The 24,966-nt window shown below is 60.7% G+C and carries 27 protein-coding genes and 1 tRNA gene; 20 read left to right on the top strand and 8 right to left on the bottom strand.

Features of this window, described 5'->3' with window-relative positions:
• Window positions 1-105 precede the first annotated feature (105 nt).
• Both upp and J5M72_RS23820 read left to right on the top strand, forming a co-directional pair.
• The gene (gene upp, locus J5M72_RS23825) at window positions 106-744 is read left to right on the top strand and encodes a uracil phosphoribosyltransferase (RefSeq protein WP_007951682.1); all 639 of its coding nucleotides are present in this window, start codon (window positions 106-108) and stop codon (window positions 742-744) included.
• 2 nt (window positions 745-746) lie between these two features.
• Complete coding sequence (locus J5M72_RS23820) at window positions 747-2,021, top strand: uracil-xanthine permease family protein (RefSeq protein WP_169431890.1); 1,275 nt, start codon at window positions 747-749, stop codon at window positions 2,019-2,021.
• A 97-nt stretch (window positions 2,022-2,118) separates the two neighbouring features.
• Here the strand turns inward: J5M72_RS23820 and hemH are convergent, their stop codons facing one another.
• The gene (hemH, locus tag J5M72_RS23815) at window positions 2,119-3,144 is read right to left on the bottom strand and encodes a ferrochelatase (protein WP_169431891.1); all 1,026 of its coding nucleotides are present in this window, start codon (window positions 3,142-3,144) and stop codon (window positions 2,119-2,121) included.
• Between the two features lie 13 nt (window positions 3,145-3,157).
• Entirely contained in the window at window positions 3,158-4,060 is a 903-nt protein-coding gene (locus J5M72_RS23810) for a TIGR01777 family oxidoreductase (protein WP_169431892.1), read from the bottom strand.
• Window positions 4,061-4,257: 197 nt separating this feature from the next.
• On the opposite strand from J5M72_RS23810, the gene J5M72_RS23805 reads away from it, so the two are divergent.
• The 12 genes from J5M72_RS23805 (at window position 4,258) to J5M72_RS23750 (ending at window position 14,287) form a co-directional block, all read left to right on the top strand.
• The gene (locus J5M72_RS23805) at window positions 4,258-5,244 is read left to right on the top strand and encodes an FAD-dependent oxidoreductase (RefSeq protein WP_169431893.1); all 987 of its coding nucleotides are present in this window, start codon (window positions 4,258-4,260) and stop codon (window positions 5,242-5,244) included.
• Window positions 5,241-5,456, top strand: coding sequence for a TIGR02450 family Trp-rich protein (locus J5M72_RS23800; protein ID WP_207867268.1), 216 nt, complete (start codon window positions 5,241-5,243; stop codon window positions 5,454-5,456). The genes J5M72_RS23805 and J5M72_RS23800 overlap by 4 nt, the downstream gene beginning before the upstream one ends.
• 111 nt (window positions 5,457-5,567) lie before the next feature.
• Window positions 5,568-6,530, top strand: a complete 963-nt coding sequence (locus J5M72_RS23795) for a DUF523 and DUF1722 domain-containing protein (RefSeq protein WP_169431895.1) — start codon at window positions 5,568-5,570, stop codon at window positions 6,528-6,530.
• A complete protein-coding gene (locus tag J5M72_RS23790; RefSeq protein WP_207867267.1) occupies window positions 6,530-7,471 on the top strand; it encodes a MerR family transcriptional regulator in 942 nt (313 codons plus the stop codon). The genes J5M72_RS23795 and J5M72_RS23790 overlap by 1 nt, the downstream gene beginning before the upstream one ends.
• Before the next feature lie 20 nt (window positions 7,472-7,491).
• Window positions 7,492-8,937, top strand: a complete 1,446-nt coding sequence (gene phrB / locus J5M72_RS23785) for a deoxyribodipyrimidine photo-lyase (RefSeq protein WP_207867266.1) — start codon at window positions 7,492-7,494, stop codon at window positions 8,935-8,937.
• Window positions 8,930-9,352: a nuclear transport factor 2 family protein gene (locus J5M72_RS23780; protein ID WP_169431898.1), complete on the top strand. Its 423-nt coding sequence runs from the start codon at window positions 8,930-8,932 to the stop codon at window positions 9,350-9,352. The genes phrB and J5M72_RS23780 overlap by 8 nt, the downstream gene beginning before the upstream one ends.
• A complete protein-coding gene (locus tag J5M72_RS23775) occupies window positions 9,349-10,131 on the top strand; it encodes an SDR family NAD(P)-dependent oxidoreductase (RefSeq protein ID WP_207867265.1) in 783 nt (260 codons plus the stop codon). Before J5M72_RS23780 ends, J5M72_RS23775 begins: the two co-directional genes overlap by 4 nt.
• A complete protein-coding gene (locus tag J5M72_RS23770) occupies window positions 10,128-11,375 on the top strand; it encodes an FAD-dependent oxidoreductase (RefSeq protein WP_207867264.1) in 1,248 nt (415 codons plus the stop codon). Before J5M72_RS23775 ends, J5M72_RS23770 begins: the two co-directional genes overlap by 4 nt.
• Window positions 11,372-12,187, top strand: coding sequence for a DUF1365 domain-containing protein (locus J5M72_RS23765; RefSeq protein ID WP_207867263.1), 816 nt, complete (start codon window positions 11,372-11,374; stop codon window positions 12,185-12,187). Before J5M72_RS23770 ends, J5M72_RS23765 begins: the two co-directional genes overlap by 4 nt.
• Window positions 12,174-13,445 (top strand): cyclopropane-fatty-acyl-phospholipid synthase family protein, encoded by a 1,272-nt coding sequence (locus J5M72_RS23760; protein ID WP_169431902.1) that lies wholly within the window; start codon window positions 12,174-12,176, stop codon window positions 13,443-13,445. The genes J5M72_RS23765 and J5M72_RS23760 overlap by 14 nt, the downstream gene beginning before the upstream one ends.
• The gene (locus tag J5M72_RS23755; protein WP_169431903.1) at window positions 13,438-13,929 is read left to right on the top strand and encodes a DUF2878 domain-containing protein; all 492 of its coding nucleotides are present in this window, start codon (window positions 13,438-13,440) and stop codon (window positions 13,927-13,929) included. Before J5M72_RS23760 ends, J5M72_RS23755 begins: the two co-directional genes overlap by 8 nt.
• Before the next feature lie 52 nt (window positions 13,930-13,981).
• Window positions 13,982-14,287, top strand: coding sequence for a YkgJ family cysteine cluster protein (locus J5M72_RS23750; protein ID WP_169431904.1), 306 nt, complete (start codon window positions 13,982-13,984; stop codon window positions 14,285-14,287).
• 57 nt (window positions 14,288-14,344) lie between these two features.
• Here the strand turns inward: J5M72_RS23750 and J5M72_RS23745 are convergent, their stop codons facing one another.
• From J5M72_RS23745 to hemA, 6 genes are all read right to left on the bottom strand, one after another.
• Window positions 14,345-14,863 (bottom strand): acyloxyacyl hydrolase, encoded by a 519-nt coding sequence (locus J5M72_RS23745; protein ID WP_169431905.1) that lies wholly within the window; start codon window positions 14,861-14,863, stop codon window positions 14,345-14,347.
• 112 nt (window positions 14,864-14,975) lie between these two features.
• On the bottom strand, window positions 14,976-15,767 hold the full coding sequence (gene murI, locus J5M72_RS23740; protein ID WP_207867262.1) for a glutamate racemase: 792 nt from the start codon (window positions 15,765-15,767) through the stop codon (window positions 14,976-14,978).
• On the bottom strand, window positions 15,760-16,515 hold the full coding sequence (locus J5M72_RS23735; RefSeq protein ID WP_169431907.1) for a molybdopterin-synthase adenylyltransferase MoeB: 756 nt from the start codon (window positions 16,513-16,515) through the stop codon (window positions 15,760-15,762). The genes murI and J5M72_RS23735 overlap by 8 nt, the downstream gene beginning before the upstream one ends.
• Window positions 16,509-17,339 (bottom strand): peptide chain release factor N(5)-glutamine methyltransferase, encoded by an 831-nt coding sequence (gene prmC / locus J5M72_RS23730; RefSeq protein ID WP_207867261.1) that lies wholly within the window; start codon window positions 17,337-17,339, stop codon window positions 16,509-16,511. The genes J5M72_RS23735 and prmC overlap by 7 nt, the downstream gene beginning before the upstream one ends.
• Entirely contained in the window at window positions 17,340-18,422 is a 1,083-nt protein-coding gene (gene prfA, locus J5M72_RS23725; RefSeq protein WP_114885501.1) for a peptide chain release factor 1, read from the bottom strand. It abuts the gene before it with no gap.
• Complete coding sequence (gene hemA / locus J5M72_RS23720; protein ID WP_103306074.1) at window positions 18,419-19,705, bottom strand: glutamyl-tRNA reductase; 1,287 nt, start codon at window positions 19,703-19,705, stop codon at window positions 18,419-18,421. The genes prfA and hemA overlap by 4 nt, the downstream gene beginning before the upstream one ends.
• 182 nt (window positions 19,706-19,887) lie before the next feature.
• Between hemA and J5M72_RS23715 the strand changes: the two genes are divergently transcribed.
• The 6 genes from J5M72_RS23715 to J5M72_RS23690 all read left to right on the top strand — a co-directional run bounded on the left by J5M72_RS23715 (window position 19,888) and on the right by J5M72_RS23690 (window position 24,930).
• Window positions 19,888-21,612 carry a tetratricopeptide repeat protein gene (locus J5M72_RS23715; RefSeq protein WP_169431909.1) on the top strand — a complete coding sequence of 575 codons (1,725 nt, stop codon included), beginning with the start codon at window positions 19,888-19,890 and terminating at the stop codon, window positions 21,610-21,612.
• A gap of 3 nt (window positions 21,613-21,615) precedes the next feature.
• Window positions 21,616-22,233: a lipoprotein insertase outer membrane protein LolB gene (gene lolB, locus J5M72_RS23710; protein ID WP_169431910.1), complete on the top strand. Its 618-nt coding sequence runs from the start codon at window positions 21,616-21,618 to the stop codon at window positions 22,231-22,233.
• Window positions 22,234-22,235: 2 nt separating this feature from the next.
• On the top strand, window positions 22,236-23,087 hold the full coding sequence (gene ispE, locus J5M72_RS23705; RefSeq protein WP_207867260.1) for a 4-(cytidine 5'-diphospho)-2-C-methyl-D-erythritol kinase: 852 nt from the start codon (window positions 22,236-22,238) through the stop codon (window positions 23,085-23,087).
• 37 nt (window positions 23,088-23,124) lie between these two features.
• A tRNA-Gln gene (locus J5M72_RS23700) sits at window positions 23,125-23,199 on the top strand.
• 45 nt (window positions 23,200-23,244) lie between these two features.
• Window positions 23,245-24,186, top strand: a complete 942-nt coding sequence (locus J5M72_RS23695) for a ribose-phosphate pyrophosphokinase (protein ID WP_003171603.1) — start codon at window positions 23,245-23,247, stop codon at window positions 24,184-24,186.
• Between the two features lie 141 nt (window positions 24,187-24,327).
• A complete protein-coding gene (locus J5M72_RS23690; protein ID WP_169431912.1) occupies window positions 24,328-24,930 on the top strand; it encodes a 50S ribosomal protein L25/general stress protein Ctc in 603 nt (200 codons plus the stop codon).
• Window positions 24,931-24,966 lie beyond the last annotated feature (36 nt).

The following is a 24,966-nucleotide window of genomic DNA, read 5'->3' as shown; positions in this document are numbered from 1 at the left end:
CGAATCAAGCATTTGTGGACTAACGTTCTGTATGTCCTATAGGACATCACCCTCGGATAGATTAATCTAGGCCGGTTTTTTTGCCCGCCGCCGGAGCCTTTCCCCATGTCCATCCAAGAGATCCGCCATCCGCTGATCCGTCACAAACTTGGCCTTATGCGCCGTGCAGACATCAGCACCAAGAATTTCCGTGAGCTCGCTCAGGAAGTCGGTGCCCTGTTGACCTATGAAGCTACAAAAGACCTGCCGCTGGAAACCTACGATATCGAGGGTTGGTGCGGCACCGTGTCGGTCGAGAAAATCGCCGGCAAGAAAATTACCGTCGTGCCGATCCTGCGTGCCGGCATCGGCATGCTCGAAGGCGTGCTGAGCCTGATACCGGGCGCCAAGGTCAGCGCCGTCGGCGTTGCCCGTAACGAAGAAACCCTGCAGGCCCACACCTACCTGGAAAAGCTGGTTCCGGAAATCGACGAACGTCTGGCCATGATCATCGACCCGATGCTCGCCACCGGCAGCTCCATGGTTGCAACCATCGACCTGCTGAAGAAGGCCGGCTGCAAGGACATCCGCGCGATGGTGCTGGTGGCCGCGCCGGAAGGCATTGCCGCTGTCGAGAAAGCTCACCCGGACGTGATCATCTACACCGCGTCCATCGATCAGAAACTCAACGAGCACGGTTACATCATTCCTGGGCTTGGCGATGCCGGTGACAAGATCTTCGGCACCAAGCAGAAGGACGCGTAACCATGCAGCAAGAGTTCAACGATCCGCTCTGGCGCACGGTACTGTCCGGCGCACAGATGCTGTTCGTGGCTTTCGGCGCCCTGGTGCTGATGCCGCTGATCACGGGTCTTGACCCGAACGTGGCACTGTTTACCGCGGGTTTAGGCACGATTCTGTTCCAGATCGTCACCGGGCGTCAGGTGCCGGTGTTTCTGGCGTCGAGCTTTGCCTTCATCACCCCGATCATTCTCGCCAAGGGCCAGTTCGGCCTCGCCGCGACCATGGGCGGCGTGATGGCGGCCGGTTTCGTCTACACCTTCCTTGGCCTGGCCGTGAAGATCAAAGGCACCGGCTTCATTGACCGTCTGCTGCCACCGGTAGTGATCGGTCCGGTGATCATCTCCATTGGCCTGGCCATGGCGCCGATTGCCGCGAACATGGCGATGGGCAAGGCTGGTGACGGTTCGGAGCTGATCCATTACCAGACCGCGATGATGATCTCGATGCCGGCGCTGCTGACCACGCTGATCGTGGCGGTGTTCGGCAAAGGCATTTTCCGCCTGGTGCCGATCATTTCCGGCGTGCTGGTGGGTTTCGCCATGTCCTTCTATTTCGGTGTCGTCGACACCGCGAAGATTGCGGCGGCCCCATGGTTTGCACTTCCTCATTTCACCGCGCCGGAGTTCAACTGGCAGGCGATCCTGTTCATCGTCCCGGTAGCTTTGGCCCCGGCGATCGAACACATCGGCGGCGTGATTGCGGTCGGCAGCGTGACCGGTCGCGACTACCTGAAAAAGCCGGGCCTGCATCGCACCCTGCTCGGTGACGGCATCGCCACCACGGCAGCCGGCCTGTTCGGCGGCCCGCCCAACACGACCTACGCGGAAGTGACTGGCGCGGTGATGCTGACCAAGAACTACAACCCGAAAATCATGACCTGGGCGGCGATTTTCGCCATCAGCCTGGCGTTCATCGGCAAGTTCGGCGCCCTGCTGCAAAGCATTCCGGTGCCGGTGATGGGCGGGATTCTGTGCCTGCTGTTCGGTTCGATCGCGGCGGTGGGGATGAACACCCTGATCCGTCACAAGATCGATCTGGGCGAAGCACGCAATCTGGTGATCGTTTCGGTGACCCTGGTGTTCGGTATCGGCGGTGTGCTGGTCGGCACCGGCACAGGTCCGGATGACTTCGGCCTCAAAGGCATCGCGCTGTGCGCGGTGGTGGCGATTGCGCTGAACCTGATCCTGCCGGGCAACGACAGCTGGAAACACAAGAAGGCGGATGAGCCGCTGATCTAAGACTTAGCTTCATCGCCTGAAAGACCGCTATCGCCAGCAGGCTGGCTCCCACATTGGAATGCGCTTTCCTGTGGGATCCAGCCTGCTGGCGATGCTTTTAGAGGGCCAGTGGCGCCCGTTCACACAGCGTTGCCAACGCCTTCGCCCATTGCGGGTCATCGTTCAGGCACGGCACCAGCACCAACTCCTCCCCTCCCGCCTCGCGGAACTGTTCCTTGCCGCGATCGCCGATCTCTTCAAGGGTCTCGATGCAATCGGCGACAAACGCCGGGCACATCACCAGAATCTTCTTCACGCCGCTTTTGGCCAGTTCATCCAACCGCGCTTCTGTGTAGGGCTCGATCCATTTCGCCCGGCCCAGCCGCGACTGAAACGACACCGACCACTTGCCGTCCGGCAACCCCATGCGTTGCGCGAACAGCGCCGCCGTACGCAGGCACTGGGCGCGATAACAGGTGGCCAATACGGCAGCCGAGGCGTTCCTGCAGCAATCTTCATTCTTGAAGCAATGATTGCCGGTCGGGTCGAGTTTGGTCAGGTGCCGCTCCGGCAAACCGTGGAAGCTCAGCAACAGGTGATCGTAATCCTGTTGCAAATGCGGTTTGGCGCTCGCCACCAGCGCGTCGAGGTATTCCGGCTGATCGTAGAACGGCTGCAACACCGACAGCTGCACATCGAGCTTCTTCTCGCGCAGCACCCGCTTGGCTTCTTCAATCACCGTAGTGGTGGTGCTGTCGGCGAACTGTGGATAAAGCGGCGCGAGGGTGATGCGTTTGTGCCCCGCCGCGACCAGCTTCAACAGGCTAGTTTCAATCGACGGCTCGCCGTAACGCATGGCCAGCTCAACCGGGCCGTGAGTCCACTGCGCCTTCATCTGCTGTTGCAGGCGACGGCTGAGCACCACCAGCGGCGAGCCTTCGTCCCACCAGATCGAAGCGTAGGCATGGGCCGACTGCTCCGGGCGCTTGATCAGGATCAGTGACACCAGCAGACGCCGCACCGGCCAGGGCAGGTCGATCACGTACGGGTCCATCAGAAATTGATTGAGGTAGCTGCGCACGTCGGCCACCGAAGTGGAGGCCGGCGAACCCAGGTTGACCAGAAGCAAGGCGTGATCGGTCATGCAACGTCCTATTTCAGAGGCGGCTGGAGAGATCGTCCAGGGCCGCGCGTAAATCCGTGAACCGGAAGGTGAATCCGGCTTCCAGCAAGCGTGCCGGCGTGGCCCGCTGACCACCCAGCAACAGCAATGACATCTCGCCGAGCACGACCTTAAGGGCCAGCGCCGGCATCGGCATGAACGCCGGGCGATGCAGCACGCGGCCCAGCGTCTTGGCAAATTCGCGATTGCGCACAGGTTTCGGCGCGCACGCATTATAAGGACCACTCGCCTGATCGCGGTGCAGAAGAAAATCAATCAGGGCGATTTGATCGTCGATATGAATCCACGACATCCACTGCCGACCATTGCCCAAAGGCCCACCCAGCCCGAGTTTGAACGGCAGCAACAGGCGCGACAAAAAACCGCCCTCGGCCGACAGCACCAGCCCGGTTCGTACCAGTACCACACGAATATCCATCGCTTCGGCGCGCTGCGCGGTTTCCTCCCAGGCAATGCACAACTGACTGGCGAAGTCATCGATCACCGGTGGCGATTGCTCGGTCAACTCACGCTCACCGCCGTCACCGTACCAGCCCACCGCCGAACCGGAAATCAGCAGCGACGGTTTCTGTCCGCGGTTTTCCAGCCACGTCAGCAGCGTCTCGGTGAGCGTGATCCGGCTGCTCCACAGTAATGCCTTGCGTCGATGTGTCCACGGCCGATCGGCAATCGGCGCGCCGGCGAGGTTGACGATCACGTCCACGGCTTCGTCGCCAAGGTCCTCCAGACGCGCGATGCCACGCACTTGAGCGCCGCAGATTTTCGCGACCTTTTCCGCACGACGGCTCCACACGGTCAACCGGTGGCCCTGACCCGACCAGTGCCGGCAGAGCTGACGTCCGATCAATCCAGTACCGCCGGTCAGCAATATGTGCATGACGTCTTCCTCACGTGGCGTTTTACTTCGATCACTAGTCTATTTTTATAGGCAGGGATCTTTTCTATCGGACAAGCTCTATTGTTTAACAATAGGCCAAGCTGTCAGAACGAGAATGCTGGAAGTTATACCAAAAAACAAAATTGTACAGGTTTCATCCACGGCGTAGTCTGTACAGAAAGGTAAACGAGGCCCCTATGACTGTACCTATCGCAATCATCGGCACCGGCATCGCCGGGCTCTCCGCCGCCCAGGCCCTCACCGAGGCCGGGCACACCGTTCAGTTGTTCGATAAAAGCCGCGGCAGCGGCGGGCGCATGTCGAGCAAGCGCAGCGATGCCGGCTCGTTGGACATGGGTGCCCAATATTTCACGGCCCGCGACCGGCGCTTCGTCACCGAAGTCCAGCGCTGGCAAAGCCAGGGCTGGGTCGCCGAGTGGACGCCGCAGCTCTATACCTTTCATGGCGGACAACTGAACCTGTCACCGGACGAGCAGACCCGTTGGGTCGGCTCGCCGCGCATGAGCGCCATCACCCGTGGTTTGCTCGATGGCCTGGAAGTGCATTTCGCCTGCCGGATCACCGAGGTCTATCGCGGCGAAGAGCACTGGCACCTGCAAGATGCCGAGGGCTTCACTCACGGGCCGTACAGCCACGTGGTGATCGCCACGCCGGCGCCGCAGGCCACCGCCCTGCTGGCCGCCGCGCCGAAACTCGCCGGTGCCGCCGCCGGGGTAAAAATGGACCCGACCTGGGCCGTCGCCCTTGCCTTCGACACGCCGCTGGATACGCCCATCGAAGGCTGCTTCGTCCAGGACAGCGCCCTCGACTGGCTGGCCCGCAACCGCAGCAAACCGGGACGCGACACCACGTGCGATACCTGGGTCCTGCACGCCACCAGCGCCTGGAGCCGGCAACACATCGACCTGCCCAAGGAAGCGGTGATCGAACAATTGCACGGCGCCTTCGCCGAACTGTTGCACAGCGCCATGCCGGCCCCGACCTTCAGCCTCGCCCACCGCTGGCTTTATGCCCGCCCGGCCAGCAGTCATGAATGGGGCACCCTGGCCGACGCCGATCTGGGCCTGTATGCCTGTGGCGACTGGTGCCTGTCGGGGCGGGTCGAAGGGGCGTGGCTCAGTGGTCAGGAGGCTGCAAGACGCTTGCACGAACACTTACAGTGAACCGCATCAACCCGCGCAAATTGCTGCTGTCGAAATGGACAGCAGCCCACCCGAAAAACCGTGAAAAGCATTTCCTGGTGACCGAACTGTTCCGCGACGAGGACGGCACGGTGCTGGAAATCGAATTGCAGGCCGTGCTCACCCGGCGTACCGAGCAATGCGACTGGCAGACTCTGCAAGATGATTCACACTGGAAAATGGGCTGGCGCTAAAAACCTCAAAAAACTTATACAAATAGTTTGACTTGTACACCCATGAATCTATGCTGAAAGAATGTTGTACAGATCTATCCGTCTGTACAGGATCAGATTCGAGGTTGTTGCATGTCCGACTCATCGACGTCCCTACCGAAAATCGCCATCAGCGCCTGCCTGATGGGTGCCGAAGTGCGGTACAACGGCGGGCACAAGGAATCGCGGTTGTGCAGCCGCACCCTGGCCGAGCATTTTGAGTTCGTTCCGGTATGCCCTGAAGTAGCGATCGGCCTGGGAATTCCCCGCGAGCCGATTCGACTTGTTGGCGACCCGGCCAAGCCTGAAGCGGTCGGCACCGTCAATCCATCGATCAATGTCACCCAACCGCTGGCGGCCTATGGCGCAAAAATGGCTGCAGAGCTCGATGACATCTGCGGCTACATCTTCATGCAGCAATCGCCTTCCTGCGGTCTGGAGCGCGTCAAGGTCTACCACGCCAACGGTGCACCGGTGAATGGTGGCGGGCGCGGCATTTACGCTGAGGCGTTCTGTGCACAGCATCCGGATCTGCCGGTGGAAGAAGCCGGGCGCCTTAACGATCCGGTGCTGCGGGAGAACTTTATCACCCGCGTGCTCGCCTACCGCGAATGGCAGCAGGTGCTCAAGCAGGGCCTGAGCCGCCGCGTCCTGACCGACTTCCACTCGCGCTACAAATACCTGCTGATGGCCCACAACCCGGTGCAATACAAGGCACTGGGCAATCTGCTGGGCAACATGAGCGGAATCGATCCCGTGGAGCTCGGCCCGCGCTACTTCAGCCAGTTGATGGCGGCACTCACTACCTGCGCTACACGCCGCACCCACAGCAACGTGTTGCAGCACATCAGCGGCTACTTGAAACGCGCCATCAGCGCCGAAGACAAACAGGAAATGCAGCACGTCATCGGCCAGTACCGCCACGGTATCGTGCCGCTTGTGGTGCCGCTGACGCTGCTCAAACATCACTTTCGCCAACACCCCGATCCGTACATCGCGCAACAGGTTTACCTGCAACCGCACCCGGAAAACCTCAGCCTGCGAAACGCCATTTAATGAACGACACACCCGACAGCAGCGCCCGCGAAGACCTCGGCGCCGACTTCAAGAAAGCCCTCGACGAGGGCTGGCTGCCGATCCGCGAGGTCGCGCGCCAGACCGGCGTCAACGCGATTACCCTGCGCGCCTGGGAACGTCGCTACGGGCTGATCGTGCCCCAGCGCACGCCCAAAGGTCATCGCCTGTATTCGGCCGAACACGTGCAGCGCATCCAGACCATCCTCACCTGGCTCAACCGTGGTGTGGCGGTCAGTCAGGTCAAACCGCTGCTCGACACCCCGCAAACCATCGATGAACCACCGGAAAATGAATGGCACCCCTTGCGTCAGGCCGCGCTGCTGGCGGTCACACAGCTGAATGAACGCAGCCTAGACGACAGCATCAACCAGGCCATGGCGCTGTACCCGCCACGAACGCTGTGCGAGCAATTGCTGATGCCGTTGCTGGCGGAACTCGAACAGCGCTGGCAAGGCCAGTTCGGTGCGCAGATGGAGCGGGTGTTCTTTCATTCCTGGCTACGTAGCAAATTCGGCGCACGCATCTACCATAACAACCGTCAGTTGCGCGGCGCACCGTTGCTGCTGATCAATCAGTCGGATCTGTTGCTGGAGCCACACCTGTGGCTCTGCGCCTGGCTGATCAGCAGCGCCGATTGCCCGGTGCAGGTGTTCGACTGGCCGCTGCCAGCCGGTGAACTGGCGCTGACAATTGATCACCTGCAAGCCCGCGGCGTTCTGCTGTATTCCAGCAAAGCCATGAATCTTGTGCAGTTGCCGAAACTGTTGAACGGCATCAACTGCCCAAAAATGATTGCCGGACCAACGGTGTGCATCCACCACGCCGAGTTGTCCGTAAGAACTTCCGAGATCGCTGATCTGTACCTGGCCGAAGATCCCTTGTCGGCACATCGGGCACTCCTTCAGCGTGGGTTGATTTAATGATTCGTGCAGAGAACACCATGCAATTGATCTGGCTGCGCAGCGATCTGCGCCAACATGACAACACCGCCCTGACGGCCGCCGCCGAGCGTGGCCCGACCGTGGCCGTGTACCTGTTGAGCCCCGAGCAATGGCAGGAACATGACGATGCACCGTGCAAGGTCGATTTCTGGCTGCGCAACCTGCGGGTATTGAGCAAGAGCCTGGGCGAATTGAACATCCCGCTGTTGATCCGCAGCGCCCCGCACTGGGATCAGGCACCCGCAGTGCTGCTTGAGCTCTGCCGGCACTTGAAGATCGAGGCCGTTCACGTCAATGAAGAATACGGCGTCCACGAGAGCCGACGCGATGCAGCTGTTGCCCGGGTATTGCAGGCTGAAGGGATTGCATTTCACAGCTATCTCGATCAGTTGCTGTTCAAGCCCGGCAGCGTGCTGACCAAGACCGGCACCTACTTTCAGGTGTTCAGCCAGTTCCGCAAGGTCTGCTATGAACGCCTGCATCGCTCGATGCCGCCACTGATAAAGACGCCCTCCTCGCAGGCCCCGCTGAAGATCGACAGCGACCCGGTGCCCGAGTCCATCGAGGGCTTTGCGACGCCCGGCCAATCCCTGCGCAACCTTTGGCCCGCCGGCGAAACCGAGGCCCAACGACGCCTCGACACCTTCGCCGACGTGCAAATCGACTACTACAAGAGCGAGCGCGACTTCCCGGCCAAACCCGGCACCAGTCAGCTCTCGGCCTATCTCGCCGCAGGTGTGATCTCGCCGCGCCAGTGCCTGCATGCCGCACTGCAAAGCAATCAGGGCGAATTCGAAAGCGGCAAGGTCGGCGCGGTCACCTGGATCAACGAACTGTTGTGGCGCGAGTTCTACAAACACATTCTGGTCGGCTACCCACGGGTGTCCCGACATCGCGCGTTCCGCCCGGAAACCGAAACCCTGGCCTGGCGTGATGCGCCGCAGGAGCTCGCGGCCTGGCAGGAAGCACGCACCGGCCTGCCGATCATCGACGCGGCCATGCGCCAATTGCTCGAAACCGGCTGGATGCACAACCGCCTGCGGATGGTGGTAGCGATGTTCCTGACCAAAAACCTGCTGATCGACTGGCGCGAAGGCGAACGCTTTTTCATGCGTCACCTGATCGATGGCGATCTGGCGGCCAACAACGGCGGCTGGCAGTGGAGCGCATCGACCGGCACCGATGCAGCGCCGTACTTCCGGATTTTCAACCCGGTCAGCCAGTCGGAAAAGTTCGACAGCGAAGGCCTGTTCATCAAGCACTGGCTGCCCGAACTGGCCGGGCTGAACAAAAAAGAAGTGCATAACCCGGCCAGTGCCGGCGGGCTGTTCGGCGTGGCGGACTATCCGCCGCCGATCGTCAACCTCAGCACCTCACGGGAGCGGGCGCTGACAGCGTTCAAGAACCTGCCCTCTCGTGAGTCTATCGGAGAAGGCCATGAGTGAATTCCTGCGCCGCTTCGCCCGCCAGTTTGCGCAGTTGAACAAAGACAACCTGCACAACCTGGAGGCGCTCTACAGCGAGGACATTCATTTCACCGATCCACTGCACGAGGTGCAGGGACTGACGCAACTGCGCAGTTACTTCAGCGAGCTTTACGCCAACGTCACCGAGTTGCGGTTCGACTTCCACGGTTTCGACCAGATCGGCGACTGCGAAGGTTACCTGCGCTGGGTCATGAGCTACCGCCACCCGCGCCTGGCGGGTGGACGATTGATTCGCGTCACGGGCTGCTCGCATCTGCTCTGGCGCGACAAGGTTTATCGCCACCGGGATTACTTCGATGCCGGAGCGCTGCTTTATGAACATCTACCAGTGTTGGGCCGGGTGATCGCCTGGCTGAAAAGGAGAATGGGATGAGTCGTACACCTCCAAGACGTTATTGGCTGACCGGTGCCAGCAGTGGCATCGGTGCAGCACTGGCTGAAGAGATTCTGAAAACCGGCGCGCACCTGGCGGTCAGTTCCCGTCAGGTCGCACCGCTCAAAGTGTTGTCGCAACGTTATCCAGGACGAGTTCTGGTAGTGTCCGGGGATTTGACCAACAGCCAGACCGTGCGGGAAATCGGTGAAAAGATCGCGATGGAGTGGGGCTCGCTGGACACCGTGATCCTCAACGCCGGCACCTGCGAGTACGTCGACGCAAAGCAGTTCGACGCGACGATCATCGAACACGTGGTGCGCACCAACCTGCTGGCCAGCAGTTACTGCATCGAAGCCGCCCTGCCGTTGCTGCGCAAAGGGACTGCGCCGCATCTGGTGGGCATGGCCAGTTCCGTCACCTACGTGCCGCTGCCACGGGCCGAAGCCTACGGCGCGTCGAAGGCCGGCCTGCGTTATCTGTTCGAATCGCTGCGCATCGATCTGGCAGACGAAGGTATCGAAGTCACGGTCATCAGCCCGGGTTTTGTCGATACACCGCTGACAGCGAAAAACGATTTTCCGATGCCATTGAGCTGGCCTGTGGACAAAGCTGCGCGGCACATCTTCGGTCGACTCAAGGATCGGCCTCTGGAAATCGCTTTTCCAGCGCTGTTCATGGCGGCGCTCTGGCCCCTTTCGAAAATGCCCGCGCGCGTGCAACTGGCGATCGGTAAGCGCATGGTGCGCAGCACACCACCGCTGCGGGATGCGACATGAATATCGCCATCGTCGGCAGCGGGATCGCAGGTCTGACTTGCGCGTATCTGCTCAGTCGCCGACATACCGTCACCGTCTTCGAGGCTGGCGCCTGGGTCGGCGGCCACACCCACACCGTGCCAGTCACGGTGGATGGGCGCGAATATGCCGTGGACACCGGATTCATTGTGTTCAATGACTGGACGTACCCGAACTTTATTCGTCTGCTCGGCCAGTTGGGTGTGAGCAGCAAAGCCACCGAGATGAGCTTTTCGGTGACCGATCCCGACACTGGCCTGGAATACAACGGCAACAACCTCGACAGCCTCTTCGCTCAACGCAGCAACCTGATTTCGCCGGGCTTCTGGGGCATGCTGCGCGACATCCTGCGGTTCAACAAGGAGGCCCGGCGCGACCTCACCGAACAGCGGATCGCCAGCGACACCACACTCGACGACTACCTCAAGGCCGGTGGCTACGGCGAACGCTTCATCCTGCATTACATCGTGCCGATGGGCGCGGCGATCTGGTCGATGCCGATGGCCGAGATGTTGAATTTTCCGTTGCAGTTTTTTGTGCGGTTCTTCGAGAACCACGGTTTGCTGTCGGTCAGCAACCGTCCGCAATGGCGAGTGATCGAGGGCGGTTCCAGTGCCTATATCGCACCGCTGACCGCAAGCTTCAAAGACCGGATCCGCCTGAACTGCCCGGTCAACCGGATCGACCGCGACGAGCACGGTGTGGTTATCCACAGCCCTGTCGGCATCGAGCATTTCGACAAAGTCGTGCTGGCCTGCCACAGCGACCAGGCGCTACGCCTGCTGGGCAGTCCCGGTCGTGCCGAACGGGAGATCCTCGGTGCACTGCCTTACGCCGACAATGAAGTGGTGTTGCACACCGACACCCGCCTGCTGCCGACACGCAAACGGGCCTGGGCCAGCTGGAATTATCGCCTCGGCGGTGCGGGGCATACCCAGGCAGCCGTGACCTATGACATGAATATCCTGCAGGGCATCCAGAGCGACACCACGTTCTGTGTCAGCCTCAACCAGAGTGCCGGGATCAGCCCGTCCAAAGTGCTTGCCCGTTTCACCTACGCCCATCCGCAATTCAGCCTCGCGGCGGTGGCGGCACAACAGCGCTGGGGCGAACTCGACGGCGCGCAACACACGCATTATTGCGGTGCCTACTGGGCCAACGGTTTTCATGAAGACGGCGTGGTCAGCGCTTTACGCGTCGCCGCAGCGTTTGGAGAAAGCCTGTGAACAGCGCGCTCTACAGCGGCTGGATCGCCCACCGGCGCTTCGCCCCGCGTCGGCATGAATTCCGTTACCGGATCGGGCTGATCTATCTCGATCTGACCGAACAGGATGCCGTGCTGAACCTGTCGCCCCTGGCAGGCACGAGCCGGTTTGCACCGTTCTCGTTTCGCGAGACCGACTACCTCAAGACGTTCACCGGTCGCGGCGTGCGGCTGATCGATGCCGTGCGCCTGCAGGTCGGCGCGGCGCTCGGTCACGAGCCGCAAGGCTCGATCTGCCTGCTGACCCAGCCGCGCAGTTGGGGCCTGGCATTCAACCCGGTGAGTTTCTTTTATTGCCACGAAGCCGACGGGCAACTGGCGGCGATTCTCTGTGAAGTCAGCAATACGCCGTGGCGCGAGCGCTATCACTACGTACTGCCGGCGCGGGCGCCGACCAGCGTGCGTGACTTCCACCAGCACTTCGCCGTGGCCAAGGCGTTCCATGTATCACCGTTCCTGCCGCCGGACCTGGAATACCGCATGAGCTTCAGTCCTGTCGCGCAAACCCTTGGCGTGCACATGGCCGACTGGCAGGGCGAACGCAAACTGTTCGACGCCACGCTCAATCTGAAGCGCGAACCTCTTGATCGATCTCACCTGCACCGGCATTTGTGGCGCTTTCCATGGATGACCGCCAAGACCGCCCTTGCGATCTATTGGCAGGCCCTGCGTTTGCTGCTCAAGCGCACCCCGCTGTTCACCCATTACGCGGCCGATGACAGTTTTCGCACCGCCACTGCATCTCCCGAGGAGCACCGCCATGAAGTCCTCTAGCGTTTCGGCCAGAGCCATTCCGTTCAGCACTCACGGGATCACCGGTTCGCTGCTGCGTCGCGGAGTCCTGCGCCAGCTCGCACAGCTCAAGCACGGGCAACTGGTGGTGATCGAGGACGGCGAGCGTCAGGTCTTCGGCACACCGGGCAGTGCGTTGGTGGGCGAAATTCATGTCCTCGACGTGGCGGCCTGGGGCATGGTCGCGAGCAATGGCTCGATCGGCGCCGGGGAAGCGTTCATTCACGGCTACTGGAGTTCTCCGGACCTGACCGCCGTGGTACGCGTCTTCGTCAGCAACCTTGAAGTGCTCGACGGCCTGGAGGGCGGACTGGCAAAAATCGGCCGGCCGCTGGTGCGCGGTCTGCACTGGCTCAACCGCAACACGCGCAAGGGCTCGCAGAAAAACATCGCCGCGCACTACGACCTCGGCAACGATCTGTTCGAACAATTCCTCGACCCGACCATGATGTATTCGGCGGCGCAGTTCCTCAGCCCGGACGACAGCCTGGAACAGGCGCAATTGAACAAACTGGAACGGATCTGCCAGAAACTCGCACTCGAACCCGGTGACCACCTGCTGGAAATCGGCACCGGATGGGGCAGCATGGCGCTGTATGCCGCGCAGCACTATGGCTGCAAAGTCACTACGACCACACTGTCCAGAGAGCAATACGCGTTCACCGCCCGGCGCATCGAAAGCCTCGGCCTGCAGGACCGGGTGACGCTGTTGCTCAAGGACTACCGCGACCTCACCGGCCAGTACGACAAACTGGTGTCGATCGAGATGATCGAGGCGGTCGGCCATCGCTTTTTGCCGACCTATTTCAAGCAATGCGCGCACCTGCTCAAGAGCAACGGCCTGATGCTGCTGCAAGCGATCACCATCCGGGATCAGCGCTACGAGCAGGCAAAACGCGGCGTGGATTTCATTCAGCGCTATATCTTCCCCGGCGGCGCCCTGCCCTGTGTGCAGAAAATGCTCGAAATCGTCAGCCGCGATACCGACATGAACCTGCTGCACATGGAAGACTTCGGCCTGCACTACGCCCGGACCCTGCGCCTGTGGCACGAGAACTTTCGCCACGCCCACGGTCGCCTGAGCGAATTGGGCTACGACGATTATTTCCTGCGGCTGTGGGAGTTTTACCTGTGTTACTGCGAGGGCGGATTCCTCGAACGCACCATCGGCACCGCACAATTGCTGTTGGCCAAACCGGGGGCCATGCCTGCGCCACTGCTTGGGCGTTTCGATGCCTGAACGGATCGCCAATGCCGTACTGTTCCAGATCGGCTGGCTGGCCTGCGTGCTCGGTGGCAACAGCCTGTGGTTGCTGGTGGCGCTGGCAGTCTTGGTGATTCATCTGCGCTGGGTCAGCAGTTGGGCGGCGGAAGGTCGCCTGATTCTCAGCGTGGTGATTATCGGCACCGCCGTGGACAGCGGCCTGCGCGGTCTCGGCGTCTTCGAGTTCAAGGACCTGTCGCCCCTCATTCCGCTGTGGCTGATGCTGCTGTGGGCACTCCTTGCCACGACGCTGCGCCACTGCCTGCAATGGAGCGCGCGGCCATGGTGGCTGGCGACTCTGCTCGGGGCCGTCGGAGGCGCATTGTCTTACTGCGCCGGAGGACGACTGGCCGGGGTGCAGTTTCCCTACGGCGAACTGCCAACCCTGATCGGTATCGGCCTGTTGTGGGCGCTGCTGTTCCCCTTGCTGCACTACATGTCCCGACGCCTGGTGCAGTAATCGTCCGTCAGGGCTTTCACACGCACGCGGTTCGCTGCCGTACACTGCGGCCATGAAGACCATTCCTCTCCAGCCAATCGACGAACCCGCAGTGACCTGTTCGACCTGCGCAGCCTGCTGCTGTCAGCTCGAAGTCATGCTGATCACCGACACAGGTGTGCCCGAGCGCTTCATCGATACCGATGATTGGGGGGGTGAAGTGATGTTGCGTCTGGACGACGGCTGGTGCGCCGCACTGGATCGCGACTCGATGATGTGCACCATCTACGAGAAGCGCCCGCTGATCTGCCGCGAGTTCGAAATGGGCGCACCGGAATGCATTGAGGAACGCCAGGGAATTGCCACGGCGTATCGCTGAGCACAAAAAAAAGGAGCGCCTGGCGCTCCTTTTTTCTTGAACGGACTGTCCGGATGCTTACAGCGGCATCGTGTAATGCAGCGAGTAGCTTTCGACCCCGTCGTTGTCGCTGCTCAGGCCGGCGTTGGAATAGTGCGTCGCACGGATCCCGACTTCATGCCCGCCATTGAAGCGCAGGCCGAAACCGAAGCGGTCTTCGAACTGGAAGGCGCCGCCGAGCTTGTTGTCTTCGTATTCGGTGTTGGAGAACAACGCCACGCCGATCCCTGCCTCGACATACGGTTTGACCGACTGACCGGCAAACTCGTAAACAAACACCGGCGAGAACGACAGGCTGTTGTTGCCAGAGGTCTTGTCACCTTCCCAGTAAGTGTAAGCACCGCTCCAGTAACCGGTCAGACGCCCCACGTCACTTTGCAGCCAACTCTTGTCCCAATCGAAATTCATGCCCAGGCGATAAGTCATGGTCGAATCGCTGGTGGCACCCACTGCAAACTCGACGCCAGCAGCTTGTGCGGTAAAACTTTGCCCCATCAGTGCAGCCGCAATCGCGGCCAAGCAGAATAGTCGCTTCACGTTGAAACTTCCTTTTCCGGAACGATCGTTTGGTTTTTTAGGTCACTCTGCGCTATAGAAATCTGCGCTTGGTCAGAAGTTCAGCTGACTTTTTAGATATTTCACATTTTTTTTACAAGGTGAATTTTTCGACATCGCCGGCGACTTGGCCCAACAGGACCAGGGTACTGCGCAAAGACTCGGGATCGGCGCTGGTCCAGAATCTGACCGGCCGGTTTGGCCCTTCGGCGAGCAGATCACGCGCGGCCAGCAGCCGCTGCAATTGCCGTGCGACCGCCGCGCCCGTATCGATCAGGCTGATGCTCTCGGGGATCATCGACTTGAGCATCGGCTTGAGAAACGGGTAGTGAGTGCAGCCCAGAATGATCGTGTCACAACCGCTGGCCAATAGCGGATTGACGTAGTGCCTGAGCAATGCTCGCAACTCGGCGCTGTGCAGATCGCCGCTTTCAATCCGCTCGACCAATCCGGGGCACGGTTGAGTGACGACCCGCACATCGGTGGCAAAACGATCGAGCAGCGCCGCAAACTTCGCACTCTGCAAGGTGCCCGTGGTGGCGAGTACGCCCACTACGCCGCTGCGGGTGGCAGCAGCCGCCGGCTTGACCGCCGGCTCCATGCCGACAATCGGCCAGTCGGGGAAATCCCGCCGCAGATCCGCGACGCCCGCCACGGTCGCGGTGTTGCAAGCGATCACCAATGCCTTGGCGCCCTGCTCGCGGAAAAAACCGGCCATCACGCTGCAACGCTGGCGAATGAATTCCGGGGTTTTCTCGCCATACGGAATGTGGCCGCAATCGCCGAAGTACAGCAGCGATTCATTGGGCAGCAGATGCTGGATTTCCGCCAGCACCGACAGCCCGCCGACGCCAGAATCGAATACAGCGATCGGCGCCTCACGCATGGTGCGAACCACAGACGCTGCATCCCGGATCCCGCTTGACCCGCAGCTCACGAAATCGCGAGCCCAGAGCATCGATCAACAGCAGACGCCCCACCAGTGGTTCGCCGAAACCCGCCAACAACTTCAGGGCTTCCAGCGCTTGCAGGCTGCCGACCAGACCGACCAGCGGCCCGACCACGCCGGCTTCGCTGCAAGTCAGTTCGGCTTCGCTGCCGTGACCGTACAGGCAGTGGTAGCACGGGCTCTCGGCGCGACGCGGGTCGAACACCGACAGTTGTCCTTCAAGGCGGATCGCCGCGCCGCTGACCAGCGGTTTGCGCGCCGCCACACACGCGGCGTTGACCGCTTCGCGGGTGGAGAAATTGTCCGAGCAGTCGAGCACCAGACCCACTGCAGCCACGGCGGCGGCGAGAGAATCCTCGTCCAGTGCCTGACGATGAGGCACCAGTTTGATTTCAGGGTTGATTGCGCTCAGGCGCTTGAGCGCCGAGTCGACCTTGGTCATGCCGACACTGTCGGTGTCGTGGATGATCTGGCGTTGCAGGTTGGTCAGGTCGACCGTGTCGAAGTCCGCCAGATGCAATTCACCGACACCCGCCGCCGCCAGATACAAGGCCACCGGCGCACCGAGACCACCGAGGCCGACGATCAGCACCCGGCTGTCCTTGAGCTTCAACTGGCCATCAATATCGATGTGTTGCAGGAGGATCTGCCGACTGTAGCGCAACAATTCCTGATCATTCAGCACGGCAGGCGCCCCAGGCTGATCCGTTGATGGCCGCCCAGATCGGTGCGGCTGTGGACTTCTTCGAAACCTTGAGTGAGCAGCAGATCGCGCACGGCTTCAGCTTGATCATAGCCGTGTTCGAGCATCAGCCAGCCACCGGCCTCCAGATGTGCCGGCGCCTGAGCGATGATCAGACGCAGATCGTCGAGCCCGTCGATGCCGGCCACCAGGGCGCTTTCCGGTTCGAAACGCACATCGCCTTCGACCAGGTGCGGATCAGCAGCGCGGATGTACGGCGGATTGCTGATGATCAGCTCGAAACGCTTGCCTTCGAGGGCGCTGAACCAGTGACTGCTCAGTACCGTGACGTTGTTCAGGTGCAAACGCTGACGGTTGCGCTCAGCCAGGGCCACGGCTTCAAGCACACGATCCACGGCAGTGACGCTCCACGCCGGGCGCTCGCTGGCCAGGGCCAGGGCAATCGCCCCGCTGCCGGTGCCGAGGTCGAGAACCCTGGCCGGGGCCGCCGACAATAATTCCAGTGCGGCTTCCACTAGCAGTTCGGTGTCCGGACGCGGTATCAGCGTGTGCGGTGCGACTTCCAGATCGAGCTTCCAGAACCCTTGCTGACCCAGAATGTAGGCCACCGGCTCGCCGCTGCGACGACGCTGCAGGTACTCGGCGAACACCAGTGCGGCTTCGCTGGGCACGATGCGCTCAGGCCAGGTGTGGAGAAAACTGCGGGACTTGCCCAGCGCGGCGGCCAGAAGCAATTCGGCATCCAGGCGTGCGGTGGGCGAGTCTGGCAGTTCGGCGGCGCGCAACAGACTGGCGATGATGGTCATTTACTCACCTATCGCTGCGAGCTGGTCAGCCTGGTATTCGGCCAGCAACGGCTCGATCACCGCTTCGACGCCACCGGCGAGGATTTCGTCCAGGGAATACAAGGTCAGGTTGACGCGGTGGTCGGTGACCCGGCCCTGGGCAAAGTTGTAGGTACGGATACGCTCGGAGCGGTCACCGGAACCCACCAGCAATTTACGCTCGCTGGCGATGGCGTTGGCCGCCGCCGTGGTCTGCTGGTCATTGAGCTTGGCCGACAGCCAGGCCATCGCCCGTGCACGGTTCTTGTGCTGGGAACGTTCTTCCTGGCATTCGACCACGATGCCGGTCGGCAAGTGAGTGATGCGGATCGCCGAGTCGGTCTTGTTGACGTGCTGACCACCGGCCCCGGAGGAACGGTAGGTGTCGACACGCAAGTCCGCCGGGTTGATCTCGATCGCTTCCTGCTCGTCCGGCTCCGGCAACACGGCCACGGTGCAGGCCGAGGTGTGGATCCGGCCCTGGGATTCGGTGGCCGGCACGCGCTGCACGCGGTGGGCGCCGGACTCGAATTTCAGCTTGCCGTAGACATTGTCGCCTTCGACCCGGGCGATGACTTCTTTATAGCCGCCATGTTCGCCTTCGTTCTCGGAAAGGATTTCCACCCGCCAGCCGCGTTTCTCGGCGTAGCGCGAGTACATGCGGAAAAGGTCGCCGGAGAAGATCGCCGCCTCGTCGCCACCGGTACCGGCGCGGATCTCGAGGAACACGTTGCGCCCGTCGTTGGGGTCCTTGGGCAGCAGCATGCGCTGCAAGGTGGCTTCCAGTTCGATGAGTTGCTCTTTGGTTTCGCGAACTTCTTCCACGGCCATTTCGCGCATGTCCGGGTCGCCGTCCTTGAGCAGCGCCTGGGCGCCTTCCAGATCGGCCTGGGCCTTGAGCAGCTGTTTATAGGCTTCGACGACCGGCTCGACTTCGGCGTATTCCTTGGAATAGGCGCGAAATTTGGTCTGGTCGGAAATGACTTCGGCGTCGCCGAGCAGCGCCGTCAGTTCCTCGAAACGGTCCTGGAGGATATCCAGCTTATTGAGCAGTGACGCTTTCATTGCGGTTTTTTATCCGAAAAGCTATCCGGTGAGCCCTCGAGGGCAAAGAGTTCCTGGGCCATGGCCAGCGCATCGAGGCGGCCTTCGGCAGAAAGCTTTTTCAACTGCACGCTCGGGGCGTGCAGGAGTTTATTGGTCAGGCCACGGGCCAACTGACCCAGCACGTCTTCGGCGTTGCCGCCGTTGGCCAGCAAGCGCAGGGCCTTTTGCAGTTCCTCGTCGCGCAGGCGTTCGCTCTGTTGACGATAGGCCTTGAGCACATCGACCGCCGCCAGCTCGCGCAGGCGCACCATGAAATCGTCGGCGCCGACCGAGACCATCTCTTCGGCAGCCTGCGCTGCGCCCTGACGGCTCTTGAGGTTTTCGGCGACCACTTCGTGCAGATCGTCGACGCTATAGAGGTAAACGTCGTCGAGTTCGCCGACTTCCGGTTCGATGTCCCGGGGAACGGCGATGTCGACCATGAAGATCGGCTTGTGCTTGCGCAGCTTCAGCGCGCTCTCCACGGCGCCCTTGCCGAGGATCGGCAACTGACTGGCGGTGGAACTGATAACGATGTCGCTGCGCACCAGTTCGGCCGGGATGTCCGACAGCAATACCGCGTGGGCGCCGAACTGTTCGGCCAGCAGACTCGCACGCTCCAGCGTCCGGTTGGCCACCACGATACGCTTGACTCCCAGTTCGTGCAGATGACGGGCGACCAGGGTGATGGTCTCGCCGGCTCCGATCAGCAGGGCCTGGCTGCGTTGCAGGTCGCTGAAAATCTGTTTGGCCAGGCTGACGGCAGCAAACGCCACGGACACCGGGTTTTCACCGATGGCAGTGTCGGTGCGCACTTGCTTGGCGGCATTGAAGGTCGCCTGAAACAAGCGCCCGAGCAGCGGCCCGATGGTGCCGGCCTCGCGGGCCACGGCGTAGGCCGACTTCATCTGGCCGAGGATCTGCGGTTCGCCCAGCACCAGCGAGTCGAGCCCGGAGGCGACGCGCATCATGTGACGAACTGCCGCATCATCTTCATGCACATAAGCACTCGCGCGCAGCTCGTCGAGGCTTAAATGGTGATAGTCGGCCAGCCAGCGCAGCACGATATCGGCCGAAAGCTGATCCTGTTCTATATACAGTTCACTGCGATTGCAGGTGGAAAGGATCGCAGCTTCGCGGCTGTCGGTGATTCGGCAGAGCTGCTGCAAGGCCTCCACCAGCTGCTCAGGAGTAAAGGCCACGCGCTCGCGGACGTCTACTGAAGCAGTCTTGTGGTTGATACCGAGTGCAAGGAAGGCCATTCAAGGTCGCTGATGGTGACGTGAAGCCGGCAATTGTCCTACTTCGTCAGATTCAGAACAACTACCGCTGACTATTGTCCCAATTGCCGGCCCCTATAATGGCCACAATCGAGACTCGGTTATGTTTGGCCGAAGGCTTGTGTCATGATGATCCGACCGCAGGTTAGTCGTCCTCTTCCCATATGAATAGATCTTCCGCGTTGCTCCTTGCTTTTGTCTTCCTCAGCGGCTGCCAGGCCTTGGCCCCCGTTTCGCACGATGGCGCCCCGCCGGTCGAAGACACCACGCCGGCCCCTGAAAAGCCCAAGGTTTACAGCTCGTTCAGCGAGGAAACGGTTTTCAGCCTGCTGAGCGCCGAACTCGCCGGCCAGCGCAATCGTTTCGATATTGCCCTGGACAACTACGTGACCCAGGCGATCAACACTCAGGATCCGGGCGTTTCCGAGCGGGCGTTCCGTATTGCCGAGTACCTGGGCGCGGATCAACCGGCACTGGATACGGCGCTGATCTGGGCGAAAAATGCTCCCGACGACCTCGAAGCGCAACGCGCCGCCGCCGTGCAACTGGCACGCGCCGGGCGTTATGACGACTCGATGGTCTACATGGAGAAAGTCCTGCAGGGCAAGGGCGACACCCATTTCGACTTCCTCGCGCTGTCGGCCGCCGACACCGATCAGGAAACCCGCAACGGTCTGATGAAGAGTTTCGACCGTCTGCTGCAGCGTCACCCGCACAACAATCAGCTGATTTTCGGCAAGGCCCTGCTGATGCAGCAGGACGGCGATACCAAGGGTGCGCTGACCCTGCTTGAAGACAATCCACCGGACGACGGCGAAATCGCCCCGATCCTGCTGCGTGCCCGTCTGCTGCAAGGGCTGAACCGTGGCGACGAAGCCCTGCCGTTGCTGCAGAAGAACATCAAGAAATATCCGGAAGACAAGCGCCTGCGCCTGACTTACGCGCGGATGCTGGTGGAACAGGACCGGATGGACGACGCCAAGGTCGAGTTCTCCACGCTGGTCCAGCAATACCCGGAAGACGACGAACTGCGTTACTCCCTGGCGCTGGTCTGCCTGGAAGCCAAGGCCTGGGACGAGGCCAAGGGTTATCTGGAAGACCTGATCGCCCGTGAAAGCCACGTCGACTCGGCCCACCTGAACCTGGGTCGCATCGCCGAAGAACGCAACGACCCGCAAGGCGCGCTGATCGAGTACGCCCAGGTCGGCCCGGGTAACGACTATCTGCCGGCGCAACTGCGTCAGGCCGATATTCTGATGAACAACGGCAAGACCGCCGAAGCCCAGAGCAAACTGGCCGCCGAACGTGATGCGCAGCCGGATTACGCGATCCAGCTGTACCTGATCGAAGCCGAGACCCTGTCCGCCAACAATCAGGGCGACAAGGCCTGGAAAACCCTGCAACAGGCGTTGCTGCAATACCCGGACGATCTGAATCTGCTCTACACCCGGGCCATGCAGGCGGAAAAACGCAATGACCTGGGGCAGATGGAAAAAGACCTGCGCCTGATCATCAAACGCGACCCGGACAACGCCATGGCGCTCAACGCCCTTGGCTACACCCTGTCCGACCGCACGACTCGCTACGCCGAAGCCAAGACACTGATCGAGCAGGCTCACCAGATCAACCCGGAAGACCCGGCGGTACTCGACAGCCTCGGTTGGGTGAATTTCCGCATGGGCAACCTGGATGACGCGGAGAAATATCTGCGTCAGGCGCTGGAGCGCTTCCCTGATCACGAAGTCGCCGCGCATCTGGGCGAAGTGCTGTGGGCCAAGGGCAAGCAGCGCGAAGCGAAACAAATCTGGGGCAAGTTCCTCAAGGACCAGCCTGACAGCACTATCCTGCGCAGCACCATCAAGCGCCTGACCGGATCCGAGACTCTTTAACTCATGTTTTTGCGCCACGTCATCGTTTTCAGCTTCATCGCCCTGCTCGCCGGTTGCGCGGGCTTCGGCGCCCGCGAATCCGTCGAAGGCCATGGCAGCCCGGCACAATGGGCCGCGAACAAACAGCAGCTGACCGGTCTCGACGGCTGGCAGATCGACGGCAAGATCGGTATCCGCGCCCCGAAAGACTCCGGCAGCGGCACGCTGTTCTGGCTGCAACGCCAGGATTACTACGACATCCGCCTGTCCGGCCCGCTGGGTCGTGGCGCAGCACGACTGACCGGTCGCCCGGGCAAGGTCTCGCTGGAAGTCGCCAACCAGGGCCGCTACGACGCGCAGTCCCCGGAAGTCCTGCTGGAAGAACAGCTCGGCTGGAAGTTGCCGGTATCGAACCTGGCCTGGTGGGTCCGCGGCCTGCCGGCTCCGGCCAGCAAAAGCCGCCTCACACTCGATGCCGACAGTCGCCTGGCCAATCTGGAACAGGACGGCTGGCAGGTCGAGTACCTCGGTTATGCCGAACAGAACGGTTACTGGCTGCCCGAGCGGATCAAGCTGCACGGCACCGACCTGGACGTGACGCTGGTCATCAAGACCTGGCAACCGCGCAAATTGGGGCAATAAGCATGACCGCTCCACGCCTGACGCTGCCTTCTCCGGCCAAACTCAATCTGATGCTGCACATTCTCGGTCGCCGTGAAGACGGTTATCACGAATTGCAGACAATTTTTCAGTTCCTCGATTACGGCGACGAAATCACCTTCGCCGTGCGTGACGATGGCGTGATTCGCCTGCACACCGAATTCGACGGCGTGCCTCACGACAGCAATCTGATCGTGCGCGCTGCGCAAAAACTTCAGGAACAATCCGGCTGCTCGCTCGGCATCGACATCTGGATCGACAAGATCCTGCCGATGGGCGGCGGCATCGGCGGCGGCAGCTCGAATGCGGCGACCACCCTGCTTGGTCTCAATCATTTGTGGCAACTGGGCTGGGACGACGATCGACTGGCCGCACTGGGCCTGAGCCTGGGTGCGGACGTCCCGGTCTTCGTGCGTGGGCACGCGGCATTCGCCGAGGGTGTCGGCGAGAAACTGACCCCGGTCGAGCCGGCCGAACCGTGGTATGTCGTGCTCGTTCCGCAAGTCTCTGTTAGTACGGCAGAAATTTTTTCAGATCCATTGTTGACACGTAACACGCCGCCCATTAAAGTGCGCCCCGTTCCCGAGGGAAACAGTCGAAATGACTGCTTGCCGGTGGTCTCGAGGCGTTATCCAGAAGTACGTAACGCATTGAATTTGTTAGGTAATTTTACCGAGGCAAAACTCACCGGAACTGGAAGTTGTGTGTTTGGGGGCTTCCCAAGCAAAGCTGAAGCTGATAAAGTCTCGGCCCTTCTGACAGAGACCCTTACAGGGTTTGTAGCGAAAGGAAGCAACGTTTCGATGTTGCATCGCAAGCTGCAAAGTCTGCTCTAAAGGAATCAAGTGCCCGGCACTTGAAAGCAACAGATACAGGGGCGTCGCCAAGCGGTAAGGCAGCAGGTTTTGATCCTGCCATGCGTTGGTTCGAATCCAGCCGCCCCTGCCATTTTCTATACTCATCCAGGTTACCCTCAGCCTCTAGGTACTGCGCGTGTCCAAGATGATGGTCTTTACGGGGAACGCTAACCCCGATCTGGCTCGGCGTGTCGTACGTCAGCTGCATATCCCTCTCGGTGACATCTCTGTCGGTAAATTTTCCGACGGCGAAATTACAGCCGAGATCAATGAAAACGTTCGCGGTAAAGACGTCTTCATTATTCAGCCGACTTGCGCTCCGACCAACGATAACCTGATGGAACTGGTAGTGATGGCTGACGCCTTCCGCCGCTCCTCGGCTACTCGTATCACTGCTGTTATTCCTTATTTTGGTTATGCCCGTCAGGATCGCCGTCCGCGTTCCGCACGTGTGGCCATCAGCGCGAAAGTCGTTGCTGACATGCTCACCGTAGTCGGCATCGACCGTGTTCTCACGGTTGATCTGCATGCTGACCAGATTCAGGGCTTCTTCGATATTCCGGTAGATAACATCTACGGCTCCCCGGTTCTGGTGGATGACATCGAAGATCAGCGCTTCGAGAACCTGATGATCGTGTCCCCGGACATTGGTGGCGTCGTGCGTGCACGTGCCGTTGCCAAATCCCTGGGCGTGGATCTCGGGATCATCGACAAACGCCGTGAGAAAGCCAATCACTCTGAAGTGATGCATATCATCGGTGATGTCGAAGGGCGTACCTGCATCCTGGTCGATGACATGGTCGATACCGCCGGCACTCTGTGCCACGCGGCCAAGGCCCTGAAAGAGCATGGCGCAGCCAAGGTCTTTGCCTACTGCACACACCCTGTGCTGTCGGGTCGGGCCATCGAGAATATCGAAAATTCCGTGCTGGACGAGCTGGTGGTCACTAACACCATCCCGCTGTCCGCTGCAGCACAAGCCTGTGCACGTATCCGTCAACTGGATATCGCACCGGTTGTTGCCGAAGCGGTTCGCCGCATCAGCAATGAAGAATCGATCAGCGCGATGTTCCGTTAAGGGCCCTGCCCTTCTCGAAATGTCTCGTTGACGAAAAGCGCCCCGCCCCGGCATCTCTGCCGGGGCGGGGCTTTTTTGCCCATACCGTGTTCGGCGCTGGTCGCAAACGCCACTCGGTCATGGCTATTTTGGAGATACAAAATGAACGATTTTACTTTGAATGCTGAACTGCGTTCCGACCTGGGGAAAGGTGCGAGCCGCCGCCTGCGTCGTCTCGCCTCCCTGGTTCCAGCTGTTGTTTACGGTGGCGACAAAGCCCCTGAATCCATCAGCATGCTGGCCAAAGAAGTTGCCAAACTGCTCGAAAACGAAGCTGCCTACAGCCACGTTATCGAACTGAACGTTGGTGGCACCAAGCAAAACGTGATCATCAAGGCTCTGCAACGTCACCCGGCCAAAGGCCACGTGATGCACGCTGACTTCGTCCGCGTTGTTGCCGGCAAGAAACTGACCGCAATCGTTCCTGTGCACTTCATCAACGAAGCTGCTCCAGTGAAGAAAGGCGGCGAGATCTCGCACGTTGTTGCTGAAATCGAAGTTTCCTGCGAAGCGAAAGACCTGCCTGAGTTCATCGAAGTCGACCTGGCTAACGCTGAAATCGGCACCATCGTTCACCTGTCGGACCTCAAAGCTCCTAAAGGTGTCGAGTTCGTTGCTCTGGCACACGGCGATGACAAGGCTGTTGCCAACGTCCACGCTCCACGTGTTGCTCCAGAAGCTACCGAAGAAGGCGCAGCAGAGTAATTCACTCTGTCATGCCTGAGTGAGCAGGTAACATCG

Source organism: Pseudomonas sp. 58(2021) (assembly GCF_017491585.1).
GTDB classification, from domain to species: domain Bacteria; phylum Pseudomonadota; class Gammaproteobacteria; order Pseudomonadales; family Pseudomonadaceae; genus Aquipseudomonas; species Aquipseudomonas fluorescens_BT.
Note: the sequence above shows the minus strand (reverse complement) of the source record. Positions and strands in the feature narration are given on the sequence as shown.